A 14,379-nucleotide genomic window follows, 5' to 3' on the forward strand; every position below is an offset into this window, starting at 1 on the left:
TCCCATCAGCTCCAACAGCATGTCCAGCACCGCCCGCAGCAGCGGCAGGGCCGCCAGCAGGGCGCAGAGGGTCCCCGCCGTCTCCACCACGGAGGCCAGGGCGCTCTCCCCCGCGTCCCGGCAGAGGTTGCCTCCCACCTGCACCACCAGGGCGATGCCGATGGTCTTGTACAGGGGCACAAACAGGTCCGCGGACACGCCGCTGGCCGACCCCAGCTCCCCCAGGAAGGCCAGCAGCTCCTTCACCACGCCCGCCAGGGCCAGGGCCACCACCACGGCGGCCCCCACCGCCAGCAGCAGCGCCGTCTCCGGACTGCCCCGCTTCACCACCAGGGCCAGCAGCGCCCCCACCACGCACAGCCCCGTCACCTGGATGACCTGCTCCATGTCAGAAATCGAACAGGGACTTGATGAGGTCGAACAGGTCGCTGATCTCTCGGACCATCAGCATCAGCACGCACACCAGCCCTGCCAGCACCACCATCAGCCCCTGCTCCTCCCGGCCCGAGCGGATCAGCAGCTGGTTCAGCACCGCCACCAGGATGCCGATGGCGGCGATCTTGAAAATCAAATCCACTTCCATGCGTCTATCCTCAAATCAGTAAAATCACCAGCAGCGCCGCGCTGGAAAGCCACAGCGCCGCGGACCGCTTCTCCGTCTCCTGCCTGTGGTCCCGGGCCGCCGCCAGGTTTTTTTCCAGGATCTTTCCGGCAAGGGTTAATGCTTTACATACGCTCTCCTCATCCCCCTGGAGGGAATCTCCCAGGGCGGTCAGGGCGGTCCGGCTCTCTGGACCGAGGGGCAGCGCCTCCGCGGCGGACCGCCAGCTCTGCCCCAGGGGCGCGCCCCGCGCCAGCGACGCCGCCACCGATGTACAAAAGTCCCGGACAGGTCCCGTCCGGTCCCGGCCCAGGGACCCCAGCAGCCGGGGCAGGCTGGTCCGGCGGAGCCGGATCTCCTCCCCCATGCGGTCCAGCAGGGCGGTCAGGTCCGCCAGCGTGTCCAACTCCCGCCTGCGCTCCGCCGCCGACCGCCGCCAGGCCCAGGTCCCGGCCCCCAGGATACACACCGCGCCCACCAGCTTCACCATGGCAGTTCCTCCACTTCGTATGTCCTTCCGGCCTCATCCCGGCGGATGCGCACCGCCAGCCGGAACACCTTCTCCGCCAGCAGCTGCCGGTACAGCGGCCGCTGGGTCAGCTCTGCGGCATCGGCGGCGTGGATGGTGGCCAGCAGCCCCACGCCGCACCCGGCGGCCTGCATGGCGGCCCGGAGGTCCGCCTCCGCCGTGATCTCGTCCACGGCGATGACCTGGGGGTTCATGGCCCGCAGGGCCATGGGGATGCCCAGGGCCTTGGGGCAGGCGTCCAGCACGTCCGTCCGGGGCCCCACGTCCATCTGGGGCCTCCCCCGGACCATCACTGCCACCTCCCCCCGCTCATCGATAAGGGAGACCCGCAGACCCGGCCTGCCGGTGCCGCCGGAGGAGAGGCACCGCACCAGATCCCGCAGCAGCGTGGTCTTGCCGCCGCCGGGGGGCGACAGCAGCAGGGTGTTCTGATACCGCCCGTCCCGAAACAGCCGGGGCGCCACCGCCTCCCCGATCCCCCTCTGCTCCCGGGCGATGCGGACAGCGGCGGAGGACAGGTCCCGCAGGGCGGTGCTCTCCCCGTCCTTCATCACCGCCGTGCCGCACAGCCCCACCCGGAAGCCGCCCCGCACGGAGAGATACCCCTCCCGCAGGGTCTCCTCCGCCGCATAGCGGGAGTAGTCGGTGGCAAGGTCGCAGAGAGTCTCCAGATCCTCCGGCGTCACGGCGGCCCCCAGGGACCGCTCCCCCTCCGGCAGCAGCACCGCCAGCGGCTGCCCCGCCCGGAGGCGGAACTCCTCCGCCATCTGCCGGACCTCCGGCGGCTGGGCCAGAGCCTGTTCCCGCAGGCGGCCCGGCAGCACCCGGGCCGCCTCCTCATAGCGGCGTTCTTCCTCCTTCACGGGCCGCGCCCCCTTTCGTAACACGCTATACTCTATGAGGGGTTGTCCCCGGATATGACTCCCTCAGCGGAAAAATGGGACAAGCCCGGAAAAATGGAAAGCGTACTTGACATGGTACCGGAAGTGTGCTAAGTTGAAGACGGAAAGCAAACTTTCCATCCGTCAGAAGTGGATGGGGCGTATGAAAGGGGGAATCGCCCTTGAAAAACCGCCTGGAGGCGCTGCGCAAGGCCAGGGGGATCAAGCAGGAGGAGCTGGCGGAGGCGCTGGAGGTGTCCCGCCAGACCATCGGGTCGTTGGAAAACGGGCGGTACAACCCCTCCATCCTGCTGGCCTTCAAGCTGGCCCGGTACTTCGGCACCACCATTGAGGACATTTTCATCTATGAGGAGGATTGCACATGAAGAAGCAGGTCATATTGATGTCCCTGGCAATCGCGGGGCTGCTCTGCTGCATCCCGATGTTCGTCCTGAATGCGCCGGGTGCGCCCGGTCTCTCCGGCGGCGCGGCCTCCCTGCTGGGTATGGCCGGGGCGGTGCTGTTCGGCACCTGCGCCGGGACGTTGCTCCAGCTGAAACGGCTCTCCCGGGACCCGGACTACCGGCAGAGGCAGAAGGCCCAATGCGACGAGCGGAACCAGGCCATCCGGGACCGGGCCGGCTATCTCGCCGGGCTCCTGACCCTGTCCCTGCTGGTGATCGCCGGGTGGAGCCTGCAAAGCTTTGCGCGTCTCGGTGTCCCTGAATGGGTCGTCCGGCTCCTCCTGGGAAGCTGGGTATTTTATCTGGCGGCGTTTTTCCTTCTGTACAAGTGGTTTCAGCGGCGAATGTAGGAGAGGAGGGGCACCATGCACAAGCGGACACTGTTTATCCTTCCGGTCATCGCGGGCGTCCTCTGCTTGGCGTTCCCGGTGGTTCCGGAACAGCTGGGAACGCCCCGGCTGCTGCCGGACGGCGTGAATTCCCTGTTGGGAATGGTGGGCATGACGGTGTTGTGCGCCGCCCTCAACATACTGCGGCGGCTGTCCGCCCCCGCCTGCCGCCGGGAGCAGAAGGCGCTGCATGACGAGCGGAACACCGCCATCCAGAACAAGGCGCGGGCGATCTCAGGAGATATCACGATGCTGGCGGTGCTGCTGGCCGCCATGTTCTTTCAGGCCTTTGAAGGCCCGGAAATCCCGGGCTGGATCAGCTGGCTCCTGCTTGGAATCGTCATCGGCAATCTTTTTCTGTCCCTTGCCATGCACTGCTGGCTCCAGCGGAAGATGTGAGGAGGCGCTGTCATGAAGCGGAACACACGCTGGTATCTCTCGGCCGCCGCGGCGGGGGCGCTGCTGGAGGGGGCCGCCCTCTGGGCGGTGCGGACGTTTCCCGCCGTTCCCGCCGCTGTGCCGGGGTTCTTTGGCCTTGCAGGCGGCCTCCTGCTCTTCTGCGCCATGGCGGAGCTGCTGTCCACCCGAGACCTGGACCCCGCCCGGCGGGAGCGGGACCGGGAGGACCACGACGAGCGGGGCGCCATGATCCGGGCCATGGCCAGGGCCCGGGCCGGGGACGTGCTGCTGTGGCTGCTGCTGTTCGGCGCTGCCTACCTGTACTTCTTCGACGTGCCCAAGTGGGTCAGCCTCATCCTGCTGACTCTGGCCTGCGTAAAACTGCTTCTGGACTGGATGTTCACCGTCTGGTACCGCCGTCAGTATTGAAGGAGGGACTCTGTATGAACCGCACACAAAAAAAGCGCCTGTTCCAGGGACTTCTGGCCATGGGCATCGTCCTGCTGGTCCTGTCCCTGCTGCTGGACGGCCGGGTGCCCGATTCCCTGGGCGGGATGCTCTGCGGCATAGGCTCCGGCCTGCTGGCCATGGCGGGGTCCACCCTGCTGAACCTCCGCCACGAGGCGAAGCACCCGGAGATGGCCCGGCAGCACGACATCGAACAAAAAGACGAGCGGAATGTGGCTATCCGGAACCGGGCCAAGGCCGTGTCCGGCGAGGTCCTCCAGTGGAGCGTTCTGGCGGCGGCATGGCTCTCCATCGGCCTGGATGCACCCCTGTGGGTCCCCCTGGCTGCCACTGGTGTCTTCGTAGCCAAATCCGTGCTGGAGCTGTATCTCATGATCCGCTACGAGCGGGAGATGTAAGGGGTGCGCCGGGATGAAAAAGCGCTGGTATCTGCTGTTGATCGCGGCGGGGCTTCTGCTGTGCGCGGTCCCGCTCCAATTCCCCCAGCATCTCCCCAAGCCCGTCTTTGCTCTGCTGGCTGCGGGTGGGTCCGTACTGGTGGGCGGTTCCCTCGGCTCCCTGCTGTGTCGGGTCATTCGGATTCGCGACCCGGTACTCGTTCAGGCTTACAAAGAACAGCACGACGAGCGGAACACCATGATCTGCGAAAAGGCGGCGGCCCGGGCCGCCCGGGTCATGCAGGGCGCGGTCCTGTATTTCGGCGCGGCCTATGCCCGCTTTCTGGAGCTGCCCATGTGGATCACCTGGGGGCTGGTTGGGTTCTGCCTCGCCTGGGGGCTTCTGGAATGGGGCCTCACCCTCTGGTACCGGCACAGGATGTAGCAAAACAGGACCCCGGCAAGCAGCCGGGGTCCTGTTGGTCTGCCGCTCACTTGCAGCAGCTCTTGATGTCGTCGCAGCTCTCCGGCCGCTTGACGGTGTTGGGCGGGAAGAACTCGCCCACCGGGAAGGAGATGTTCCGGAACAGAGCGCAGGGGTCCTCGCAGCCGTCGCCGCAGGCGCACTCCTTGTCGGGCATACAGTAGTCGTACACGGGCACCAGCAGCTGGGTGTCCCGCTCCAGCCGGACGATGGAGAACTGGCCCAGGGTCACATAGATCCGTCGGCTGTCGTCCCCGCTGGACAGCTCCCCGCCGAAGCAGTCGCCCACGAAGGTGGGGATTTCACACAGGTCGCAGTCGCAGTCCCGCTTGCAGCAGCAGTCCATGATGCGGGCGTCCAGCACGATGGGGTCCACGGCCTCCACCACGGCGATGGGCGTGTTGGACCGCTGCATCATCTGGGGATCCGGCTCTCCGGCCCGCATCTCGGAGGAGAAGATCTTGGCGTTCCCCTCGCTGCCGAACAGGATGGCCCGCTTGTCAAAGACGCACAGGCCCTCCACCGTCACCGGCACCGGGCAGCTGAGATAGGCCTGGAGCGTCACATGGTAGAAGAAGCGCATATCCACGGTGTAGAAGCCCCGGTTGAAGCTGACGGGCTCCACATCCACATAGACGTACAGCAGCTTGGCGCTGCCGCCCTTCACGGACAGGGCGCGGTTGATGATGTCCACACACTGCAGCTTGGGGTAAAACCGCAGGTCCTCGATGCAGTCCTTATCGCGGCAGGAATCAAAAATCTTCCTGGTATGGATGCAAACCGCCTCCCGGATGCCGCAGGAGTCCTCCACGGGACCGGGCATAACTTTCTCGGGCATTGCAATACCTCCTAATAAGTAGCTGGATGAAAGAGAAGCTCTTTCAATCCAGTGTATGCGCCCGGCTCCCATTGGTGCGGCGGCGGGGAAATTCGGACTATACAAACCCGGCGGTCCTGCGGTATAATACAATTGTATCCAATCCCATTCCAAGGAGGTGACGCGGATGCCCGGCTTTATCCATGACAAGCTGGAGATCAAGTTTCTGATTCTGTATATCACCGCCCGGGTGATCGAGCCGATTCCCTTTGATACCGTGTGGGATCTGGCCATGTGCGACGAGGGCGTGGACTATTTCGACTTTGCCGAGTGCCTCTCCGATCTGGTGCGGACTGAGCATCTGACGCTGTCTGCGGACGGGCTGTACGCCATCACCGACAAGGGCCTGCGGAACAGCCGGATCTGCGAGTCCAGCCTCCCCTACTCCGTGCGGCTGCGGTGCGACAAGAACCTGGCGGCCTGCAACCGCCACCTGCGGCGCAAGAGCCAGGTGAAGGCCTCCACGGAGAAGCGGCCCAACGGCACCTACACGGTGCGGCTGGAGCTGTCGGACGACATGGGCAGCGTGATGGACCTGCGGCTGGCCATCCCCCGGGAGGACATGGCCGCCATGCTGACGGAGCGGTTCCAGAAATCCCCGGAGCGGCTGTATGGCGAGATCATGCGGGCCCTGATGTCCTCCGAGCCCGAGGACGAGGCCCCGTAAGGAGGGGCGGCGAGGGGGCTCCTCCTGGCCGCCGGGTCCCCGCTCCACGGCCTGTCGGCCCGTTTTGGGAGATAAGGAGGGATTCTCTTGCTTCAGATCGTATGGAACTGGATGCTCGTCGCGGTCTTCCCCCTTCTGGCCGGTCTGCTGTTCCGCTGGCTGCTGCGCCGCTGGCGGCGCGGCTGGCTGCTGACAGCGGGGGCGGCAGCTTTGGCCCTGATCCTTTTCCTCTGGGCCAGCACAATCCCCATCCCCGGCAGTGAAGGGCCAATGCTCTGGACCATCCAGGCCGCCTGCCTGACCCTGGGCGCCGGGGTTGTGGAGCTGGTCTTGAAGCTGAAACGGCGCTTGTGAATGAAAAACGCCCGTGTCCTTTTGGACACGGGCGTTCCGTTCTATTTCACCACCACATTGGCCTCTCCCAACGTCTCCCGGGCCTCCTGCAGCAGGGCCTCGTGGAGGCTTGCATGGGTGCCGTAGACCTTGCGGGTGTCCGCCATCACCATCTTCACAGCGGCGTTGCCGGGAAACATCTGGAACACCAGCTTCATGTGGCGCACGCTGGGGTGGTCCAGGCTAGGGAACTTCAGGTACAGCACCTGATCCGGCGCTTTCGCGGCCTGCCCTTCCGCCGCCGGAGCGCCTGCGGCAGAGAGCGGATACGCGCTGTCGCAGAGGATCTGGGGCGCTTTCTCGTCCCGGACGGAGAGCCGCCCCTTCACCACCACTGCCTGGTTCTCCTTCAGGTACGGCCCGCAGGACTCCAGCACCCGGGCGAAGCACAGCAGCTCGATGGAGGCGGTGTCGTCCTCCACCGTCACATAGGCCATCAGGGAGTTGTTGCGGGTGGTCTTCGTCTTGCTGGAGGTGACGATGCCGCAGATGGTGATCCGCTGGTCGTCGGCGAACCGGGTGGGGCCGCCCTCCTGGGCGAAGTCCCCCAGAATGGAGCCGATGGTGGGCGCCCCCAGCCGCCGCACCGCCTCCCGGTACTGGTCCATGGGGTGGCCGGAGAGATAGAGGCCCGTGGTCTCCTTCTCCATCAGCATCCGTTCCTCGGGGGTGTACTCGTCGATGTCCGGCAAGGGGATTTCCTTCACATTCTTTCTCCCGCCGCTGCCGCCGTCCGCCAGGGAGAAGAAATCCATCTGCCCCTCCAGGTTCTGGCGGCGGCTGTCCGCCACCGCGTCCATGACGGACTCGTACACCTGGATCAGCTGGGACCGCCTGGCCCCCAGGGCATCGAAGGCGCCGGAGCGGATCAGGTTCTCCACCGCCCGCTTGTTGATGTCGCTGCCCGCCATTCGGTCGCAGAAGTCGTAGAGGGACGTGAAGGGCGCCTGCTCCCGCTCCCGCATCACCGCCTGGATAAAGCCCCGGCCGATGTTCTTGATGGCCACCAGCCCGAAGCGGATGCCCCCCTCCTCCACAGTAAAGCGGTCGGCGGAGCGGTTGATGTCCGGCGGCAGCAGGGCGATGCCGCAGTCCCGGCACTCGCTGATGTAGCCCGCCACCTTATCGGAGTTGTCCAGCACGCTGGTCAGCAGCGCCGCCATGTACTCCCGGGTGTAGTGGCACTTGAACCAGGCGGTCTGATAGGCCACCACCGCGTAGGAGACGGCGTGGGCCTTGTTGAACGCGTAGTTGGCAAAGTCGTAGATATCCTGATAGATGGCCTGGGCCGTCTCCTCCGGGATGCCGTTTGCCACGCAGCCCGCAATGTTCCGCTCCGGATCGCCGTGGAGGAATGCCTCCCGCTCCTTCTCGATCTGGGCGGCCTTTTTCTTGGAGATGGCCCGGCGCACCATGTCCGCCTGCCCCAGAGAGTATCCCGCCAGCTGCTGGAAGATCTGGATCACCTGCTCCTGGTAGACGATGCACCCGTAGGTGACGGAGAGGATCGGCTCCAGGGACGGGTGGAGGTACTTGATCTTGCTGGAGTCATGCTTGCAGGCGATGAACCGGGGGATGGAGTCCATGGGGCCGGGGCGGTAGAGCGCGATGATGGCGGTGATGTCCTCGATGTTCTGGGGCCGCAGGCCCACGCACACGCCGGTCATGCCCGCGGACTCCATCTGGAACACGCCGGAGGTCTTGCCGGCAGAGATCATCTCAAAGGTCTCCGGGTCGTCCTCCGGGATGTCCGAGAGCTTGAAGTCCGGCAGGCGCTCCTGGACCATCTTCACCGCGTCATCCAGCACCGTCAGGTTCCGCAGCCCCAGGAAGTCCATCTTCAGGAGGCCCAACTCCTCCAGGGTGGTCATGACGTACTGGCACACCACGGCGTCGTCGTTCTTCGCCAGGGGCACGTACTCGTACACCGGCCGCTTGGTGATGACCACGCCGGCGGCGTGGGTGGAGGCGTGGCGGGGCATCCCCTCCAGGGCCTTGGCGGTGTCGATGAGCTTTTTCACCTGCTCATCGGTCTCGTACTGCTCCCGCAGGGGCTTGGACAGGCGCAGGGCGTCGTCCAGGGTGATGTGGAGGGCGCCGGGCCCGGCGGGCACCTGCTTGGCGATCACGTCCACGTCGGCATAGGGCATGTTCATCACCCGGCCCACGTCCCGGATCACGCCCCGGGCGGCCATGGTGCCGAAGGTGACGATCTGGGCCACGTGGTCATCCCCGTACTTCCGGCGGACGTAGTCCACCACCTCGCCCCGGCGGGTGTCGCCGAAGTCCATGTCGATATCCGGCATGCTGACTCGCTCCGGGTTCAGGAACCGCTCGAAGTACAGGTTGTACTTCATGGGGTCGATGTCCGTGATGTGGAGGCAGTAGCTGACCATGCTGCCCGCGGCGCTGCCCCGGCCGGGACCCACGGGGATGCCTGCGCTTCTGGCATAGCGGACGAAGTCGGAGACGATCAGGAAGTAGTCGGTGAAGCCCATCTTCTCGATCATGTCCTGCTCGTACCGGAGCTGGTCCCGGTACTGGTCGTCCGTTCCATACCGCTCCCGATAGCCCTCGTCGCAGAGCTTTTTCAGATAGGAGAAGCTGTCGTACCCCTCCGGCAGCCGGAATTCCGGCAGGTGGTACTTGCCGAAGGAAAAGTCCAGATTGCACATGTCGGCGATCTTCGACGTGTTCTCCAGCGCGCCCTCGTAGCCCGCGAACAGGGCCGCCATCTCCTCCTCGCTGCGGAGGTAGAAGTTCCGGGGCTCATAGCGCATCCGGTTCTCGTCGTCGATGGTCTTGCCGGTCTGGATGCACAGCAGTACATCGTGGGCCTCCGCGTCCTCCTTCCGGAGGTAGTGCGCGTCGTTGGTGCACACCATAGGCAGCCCCGTCTCCCGGTGGATGCGGAGGATGCCCTGGTTCACGATGGCCTGGTCCCGGATGCCGTGGTCCTGGAGCTCCAGATAGAAGCGGTCCGGGCCGAAGATGTGGGAGAGCTCCAGGGCATAGGCCTTGGCGTTCTCGTACTCCCCGTTCCGCAGCCGCCGGGGGATCTCCCCGGCGAGGCAGGCCGACAGGGCGATCAGTCCCCCGCTGTACTGCCGCAGCAGCTCCAGGTCGATCCGGGGCTTGATATAGAAGCCCTCTGTCCAGCCCATGGACACCAGGTAGGACAGGTTCCGGTAGCCCTCCTCGTTCTCGCAGAGCAGCACCAGATGGCGGCTCTCCGCGTCCAGCTCGTGGACCTTGTCGAACCGGGTCCGGCCCTGGGGGGTGACGTACACCTCGCAGCCGATGATAGGCTTGACCCCCTCCGCCTTGCAGGCGCGGTAAAAGTCCACGGCACCGTACATGACGCCGTGGTCCGTGACAGCGCAGGCGGTCTGGCCCATGGCCTTCACGATGCCGGGCAGGTCCCGGATGCGGCAGGCGCCGTCCAATAAGCTGAATTCCGTATGAACGTGGAGATGGACAAAAGACATAGCATGTTCCTTTCCAAAATCGCACGCGCCGTCCTTGCAAAGGGCGGGGTGCTCACTCTGCGGGCTTGACCCGCACGGCCAGCAGAGCTTTCACATCCTCCAGCATCTCCGGTGACGTGATGTCCAGCATGAGCCAGCGGCCCATTTTGGATGCAGCGGACCGATGGTAGACCGCCTGTGTCTCTGCCGTGCAGGTGAGCAGGACCATCTGGGCGGCCTCCTCATCCTTGGGCGCGACAGAAACCATGGCCGTCACAAACCCAGGCCGCAGGTAGACCGTGCAGAGAGACTTGCTGCCCCTGCGGAACTTCACATTCCATCCCGGCTCCAGACCGCACCGGCTGTACTCCAGCCGCGGTCCCGCCCCATAGGCCGCCGCCAGATACGCGCGCAGCTGCGGCCAAAGGGGCGTATGCGCATAGGCGTCGATTTCCTCCAGCGTGGGCCGCGCAGCCTCTGAATACAGCTCTGCCCAGGTCATGCGGGCTCCTCCTGCAGCATCTGCTCCAGGATCTCCACAGCCGTGACGATCATGTTGTCGCAGTGGGCGGTGACTCCCAGCCGCTGGGAGGCCGGGTTCCTCTCTGTGACGCCGGGCCGGGCCCGCAGCAGGTCTCCGCACCGGGTCAGGCCGAACACCTCCTGGAACCGGCGGCGGAACTCCTTGGCCTGGGCGTAGAGGCGCACCTTTCCGGCCCTGTCCTCTCCGTCCGTATGGGGGTGCAGCAGACTCAGCACCAGCACGCCGCCGCTGACGGCGCCGCACAGCTCCTCATGGCTGCCGCCCACGCCGCCGCCGAAGCCGCCCATGGCGGCCATCAGCTGCTCCGGCGCCGTGCCCGTCAGGTCCGCAAAGGCCCCGGCCACAGACTGGGCACAGTTATACCCCTGTTTGTGATATGCATAGGCTGCCGCACAGCGATCCATTGTATATTCCTCCAATTTTTCTTTGATAAATTGTAAAGCGCATTTACTTTATAGTCCTTTTGCCAGCTGGGTGATCTTCCGCAGACGGTGGTTCAGGCAGGACTTGGTCACCGGCGGGTCAAACTCCTCCGCCAGCTCACTGAGGGTCAGCTCCGGATTCTCCAGCCGCAGGGCCGCCGTCAGCTGGAGCTTGTCCGGCAGCTGGTCCAGGAGGCCCGCCCGCTGGAGCTTCCGGATCGATTCCAGCTGTTCCTGGGCCGCCTCCACCGCCTTGTCCAGATTGGCGCTGTCGCAGTTGAGGCGGCGGTTAACGCTGTTGCGCAGGTCCTTTTCCAGCTTGGCGGACATGACGCTCATGGCGGCCACGGGCGCGCCGACCAGCGTCAGGAAGTCCTCGATCTGGTCGCTCTGCTTGAAGTAGGTGATGAAGCTGCCGTTGCGGGCCACGCTCTTGGGGGGATAGCCGCACTCCCGCAGCAGCACCTCCAGCTCCCGGCTCACCTGCAGGTGGGAGGTCGCCAGCTCCAGGTGGTACCGCTTGGCCGGGTCCGTGACGCTGCCCCCGGCGAAGAACACCCCCCGCAGGAAGGACGCCCGGCAGCACTCCTCCTCCAGCAATCCGAAGTTGATGTGCAGGGCCAGGTTCTGCTCCGGGCTGAAGCCCAGCAGGTCCACGATCCGGCGGAGCTTGCCGCCGTCTGTGATCTGGAACACCAGCTTGCCGCTCTCCCCCTCCTCCGGCAGCCGGTCGAACCGCAGGCCGAAGGCCCGGTGAAACAACTTGGGAAGCCGGGCAGCCAGAGCGGGGTTCCCGGTGATGATCCGCACCTCGCTTGCGCTGAAGGTGTTGCAGTACAGCAGGATGCCGTAGGCCTCCGCCCGGGCGCAGCACAGCTTCTGCACCGGCAGGCGGCACAGCTCGTTTTTGGCTTCAAAGGAAAAGGACATGGGTGGGTCTCCTCCAACTCTGGGTAATTGTGGGGCTCATTTCCGCTCCTCCATCTGGTAGGCGTCCTCCCGGGGGCGGAATCGGGCACCGGCGATCCGGACGCTCCGCTCCGCATGGAGCAGGATCAGCTCCCGGGCCAGGGCCGCGGAGCTGTGGCGGACAAAGCCGCTCTCCACCGTGGCCACCGGCCGCTCCACGACCTCCACGCCCAGGGTCGCGCAGGCGGACTTGTCGCAGCGGATGCGCTCGGCCCCCTCCTCCGCGTACCGGGCGGCCACCGCCTTGGGGATGGGCGAGGAGTTGGTGAGGCACAGGCGGAACAGGCCCTGCGCCGAATGGGCGAAGATGGCGGCGATGTGGTCGGATACGGTGTAGCCCTCCGTCTCCCCCTCCTGGGTCATGACGTTGCAGACATAGACCTTCAGGGCGTCGGACTCCCGGATCGCCTTCACGATGCCATCCACCAGCAGATTGGGGATGATGCTGGTGTACAGGCTGCCGGGCCCCAGGACGATCATATCCGCGTCGGCGATGGCGGAGACCGCCTCCGGCAGGGCCTTGGGTCGGGAGGGGATCAGACGCACCTGGCGGATGCGGCAGTCCTCCTGCTTTTTGCAGTAAAAGATCTTGGACTCCCCCACCACCGTGGCGCCGTTCTCAAATTCCGCCTCCAGCTGGACGTCCGCCGTGGTCACCGGCAGCACCCGTCCGGTGATGGCCAGGACCTGGCTCATGCGGCGCACCGCCGCGTCAAAGGACGGGGAGATGCCGTTCAGCGCCGCCAGAAACAGGTTGCCGAAGCTCTGCCCCGCCAGGCTCCCCTCGGTGAAGCGGTAGTGGAGCAGCTCCCGCATCACCGGCTCCGTGTTTGCCAGGGCCTCCATACAGCTGCGGATGTCCCCCGGCGGAGGCATCCCCAGGTCCTGGCGCAGCATGCCGGAGCCGCCGCCATCATCCGCCACCGTGACGATGGCAGAGATGTTCTCCGTATATTGCTTCAGTCCCCGCAGCATGTTGGACAGGCCGTGGCCGCCGCCGATGACGGCCACCTTGGGGCCATGGGCCCGGGGGACGCGGTATTCCTGCTCCCTCACGGCTCAGCCTCCCCGGGTCATGTCCCGGTGGTTCTCCAGCACCTGATAGCCCAGGCCGTGGATGAAGCCCGCCAGGGCATGGGTCACCGCCACGGAGCGGTGGTGACCCCCCGTGCAGCCCACGGCGATGGTGAGGGAGGTCTTTCCCTCCTCCGCGTACAGGGGCAGGGAGAAGGCCAGCAGGTCCTCCAAACGGCGCATGTAGTCCTGGGTCTGTGGGAAGTGGAACACATAGTCCGCCACCGCCTGATCCAGCCCCGTCCGGGGACGCAGGTCCTCCATATAGAAGGGATTCGGCATGAACCGCACGTCAAACACCAGATCCGCCTCCAGAGGCAGGCCGTACTTGAAGCCGAAGGAGGTGACGCTCACCGTCATTCCCCCCTTCTCCCCCTCCTGGCCGAAGAGGCGCAGCAGCTCTCCCCGCAGTTGGGCGGTGGAGGTGCGGGAGGTGTCGATGACAAAGTCCGCCCGCTCCTTGACGGGGGCCATCATGGCCCGCTCCTTCTTCACCGCCTCCTCCAGGGAGTCGGTGTCTGCCGCCAGGGGATGGCGGCGGCGGGTCTCCTTGTACCGCTTGATGATGACCTCCGGCGCGGCCTCCAGAAACAGCATCCGGCACTGGGCCTCCATGTCCTTCAGCTTATCCAGCACGTCGAACAGCTCCGTGAAGGAGCTGGCCGTCCGCACGTCGTACACCAGGGCCACCCGGTCGTAGCGGCCGTTGCCCCCGGCGCAGAACTCCGCAAATTTCAGGATCATGGCGGCGGGCATATTGTCCACGATATAAAAGCCCATGTCCTCCAAAAAGGAGGCCGCCTTGCTCTTCCCGGCCCCGGAGAGGCCGGAGATGATGAGGATTTCCATGTCCGCACCGCCCCTTTCTCAGTCGATGATCCGGACCTCCGGCTCCAGCCGGACGCCGGCCTGCGCAAAGACCCGCTCCTGGATCTGGCGGATCAGCTCCTTCACGTCGGCGCAGGTGGCGCCGCCCCGGTTGATGACAAAGCCCGCATGCTTCTCGCTGACCTGGGCGCCGCCCACCGTCAGCCCCTTCAGGCCGCATTGGTCGATCAGCGTCCCGGCGTAATAGCCCTCCGGCCGCTTGAAGGTGCTGCCCGCGCTGGGGAACTCCAGCGGCTGGCTGGCCCTGCGCTTTTCCAGCAGCTCCTTCATCCGGCCCCGGATTGCCGCCGGGTCGCCGGGCGTCAGGCAGAACTCCGCCCGCAGCACCACCGCATCCGGGTGATCCGTCAGAAAGCTGCGGCGGTAGCCGAAGGCCATCTCCGCCCCGGTGAGGGTCCGGATGCCCTCCTCCGGCAGCAGCAGGGTTGCCTCCCGCACCACCTGGGCCATCTCCCCGCCGTAGGCGCCGGCATTCATGCACACCGC

20 protein-coding genes are annotated in these 14,379 nt (G+C 65.7%); 8 read left to right on the forward strand and 12 right to left on the reverse strand.

Translation table 11 applies throughout. The features are described from left to right. The 4 genes from HMPREF1546_RS09700 to HMPREF1546_RS09715 all read right to left on the reverse strand — a co-directional run. Positions 1-387 (reverse strand): SpoIIIAC/SpoIIIAD family protein (locus HMPREF1546_RS09700; protein ID WP_021750249.1); only part of this gene is annotated, 387 nt, incomplete at its 3' end. Position 388: 1 nt separating this feature from the next. Then, on the reverse strand, positions 389-583 hold the full coding sequence (gene spoIIIAC, locus HMPREF1546_RS09705; RefSeq protein WP_021750248.1) for a stage III sporulation protein AC: 195 nt from the start codon (positions 581-583) through the stop codon (positions 389-391). A gap of 10 nt (positions 584-593) precedes the next feature. Beyond that, entirely contained in the window at positions 594-1,091 is a 498-nt protein-coding gene (locus HMPREF1546_RS09710; RefSeq protein WP_021750247.1) for a stage III sporulation protein AB, read from the reverse strand. Continuing rightward, the gene (locus tag HMPREF1546_RS09715; protein ID WP_021751893.1) at positions 1,085-1,993 is read right to left on the reverse strand and encodes an ATPase, T2SS/T4P/T4SS family; all 909 of its coding nucleotides are present in this window, start codon (positions 1,991-1,993) and stop codon (positions 1,085-1,087) included. The genes HMPREF1546_RS09710 and HMPREF1546_RS09715 overlap by 7 nt, the downstream gene beginning before the upstream one ends. Before the next feature lie 200 nt (positions 1,994-2,193). Between HMPREF1546_RS09715 and HMPREF1546_RS09720 the strand changes: the two genes are divergently transcribed. From HMPREF1546_RS09720 to HMPREF1546_RS09745, 6 genes are read left to right on the forward strand one after another with little or no spacing between them, the layout of a single operon-like run. Further along, on the forward strand, positions 2,194-2,397 hold the full coding sequence (locus HMPREF1546_RS09720; protein ID WP_021750245.1) for a helix-turn-helix transcriptional regulator: 204 nt from the start codon (positions 2,194-2,196) through the stop codon (positions 2,395-2,397). After that, entirely contained in the window at positions 2,394-2,825 is a 432-nt protein-coding gene (locus tag HMPREF1546_RS09725; RefSeq protein ID WP_021750244.1) for a hypothetical protein, read from the forward strand. Before HMPREF1546_RS09720 ends, HMPREF1546_RS09725 begins: the two co-directional genes overlap by 4 nt. A 15-nt stretch (positions 2,826-2,840) precedes the next feature. Continuing rightward, positions 2,841-3,263, forward strand: coding sequence for a hypothetical protein (locus HMPREF1546_RS09730; protein WP_021750243.1), 423 nt, complete (start codon positions 2,841-2,843; stop codon positions 3,261-3,263). A 12-nt stretch (positions 3,264-3,275) separates the two neighbouring features. Further along, complete coding sequence (locus HMPREF1546_RS09735; protein ID WP_021751894.1) at positions 3,276-3,692, forward strand: hypothetical protein; 417 nt, start codon at positions 3,276-3,278, stop codon at positions 3,690-3,692. Between the two features lie 14 nt (positions 3,693-3,706). Continuing rightward, positions 3,707-4,129: a hypothetical protein gene (locus tag HMPREF1546_RS09740; protein ID WP_021750241.1), complete on the forward strand. Its 423-nt coding sequence runs from the start codon at positions 3,707-3,709 to the stop codon at positions 4,127-4,129. 13 nt (positions 4,130-4,142) lie between these two features. Then, the gene (locus tag HMPREF1546_RS09745; RefSeq protein ID WP_021751895.1) at positions 4,143-4,553 is read left to right on the forward strand and encodes a hypothetical protein; all 411 of its coding nucleotides are present in this window, start codon (positions 4,143-4,145) and stop codon (positions 4,551-4,553) included. 46 nt (positions 4,554-4,599) lie between these two features. Here HMPREF1546_RS09745 and HMPREF1546_RS09750 read toward each other — a convergent pair whose 3' ends face one another. After that, a complete protein-coding gene (locus HMPREF1546_RS09750) occupies positions 4,600-5,430 on the reverse strand; it encodes a hypothetical protein (protein WP_021750239.1) in 831 nt (276 codons plus the stop codon). Positions 5,431-5,596: 166 nt separating this feature from the next. On the opposite strand from HMPREF1546_RS09750, the gene HMPREF1546_RS09755 reads away from it, so the two are divergent. Together HMPREF1546_RS09755 and HMPREF1546_RS09760 are read left to right on the forward strand one after the other, a co-directional pair. Next, entirely contained in the window at positions 5,597-6,136 is a 540-nt protein-coding gene (locus HMPREF1546_RS09755; protein WP_021750237.1) for a DUF4364 family protein, read from the forward strand. 87 nt (positions 6,137-6,223) lie between these two features. Next, entirely contained in the window at positions 6,224-6,490 is a 267-nt protein-coding gene (locus tag HMPREF1546_RS09760; RefSeq protein ID WP_036630864.1) for a hypothetical protein, read from the forward strand. Positions 6,491-6,531: 41 nt separating this feature from the next. Here HMPREF1546_RS09760 and HMPREF1546_RS09765 read toward each other — a convergent pair whose 3' ends face one another. The 7 genes from HMPREF1546_RS09765 to murB form a co-directional block, all read right to left on the reverse strand. Further along, positions 6,532-10,017 carry a DNA polymerase III subunit alpha gene (locus tag HMPREF1546_RS09765; protein WP_021750235.1) on the reverse strand — a complete coding sequence of 1,162 codons (3,486 nt, stop codon included), beginning with the start codon at positions 10,015-10,017 and terminating at the stop codon, positions 6,532-6,534. A gap of 52 nt (positions 10,018-10,069) precedes the next feature. After that, a complete protein-coding gene (locus HMPREF1546_RS09770; protein WP_021750234.1) occupies positions 10,070-10,498 on the reverse strand; it encodes a DUF3788 domain-containing protein in 429 nt (142 codons plus the stop codon). Continuing rightward, positions 10,495-10,944 carry a C-GCAxxG-C-C family protein gene (locus HMPREF1546_RS09775; RefSeq protein ID WP_021750233.1) on the reverse strand — a complete coding sequence of 150 codons (450 nt, stop codon included), beginning with the start codon at positions 10,942-10,944 and terminating at the stop codon, positions 10,495-10,497. The genes HMPREF1546_RS09770 and HMPREF1546_RS09775 overlap by 4 nt, the downstream gene beginning before the upstream one ends. Before the next feature lie 48 nt (positions 10,945-10,992). Then, positions 10,993-11,892 carry a DNA-binding protein WhiA gene (gene whiA / locus HMPREF1546_RS09780; RefSeq protein WP_021750232.1) on the reverse strand — a complete coding sequence of 300 codons (900 nt, stop codon included), beginning with the start codon at positions 11,890-11,892 and terminating at the stop codon, positions 10,993-10,995. 36 nt (positions 11,893-11,928) lie between these two features. Continuing rightward, positions 11,929-12,987: a gluconeogenesis factor YvcK family protein gene (yvcK, locus tag HMPREF1546_RS09785; RefSeq protein ID WP_021750231.1), complete on the reverse strand. Its 1,059-nt coding sequence runs from the start codon at positions 12,985-12,987 to the stop codon at positions 11,929-11,931. Between the two features lie 3 nt (positions 12,988-12,990). Further along, entirely contained in the window at positions 12,991-13,854 is an 864-nt protein-coding gene (gene rapZ, locus HMPREF1546_RS09790) for an RNase adapter RapZ (RefSeq protein ID WP_021750230.1), read from the reverse strand. A gap of 18 nt (positions 13,855-13,872) precedes the next feature. Next, on the reverse strand, positions 13,873-14,379 hold a 507-nt coding region (gene murB / locus HMPREF1546_RS09795; protein WP_021751897.1), incomplete at its 5' end, for a UDP-N-acetylmuramate dehydrogenase.

It is taken from the genome of Oscillibacter sp. KLE 1745 (assembly GCF_000469445.2).
GTDB classification, from domain to species: Bacteria; Bacillota; Clostridia; order Oscillospirales; family Oscillospiraceae; genus Oscillibacter; species Oscillibacter welbionis.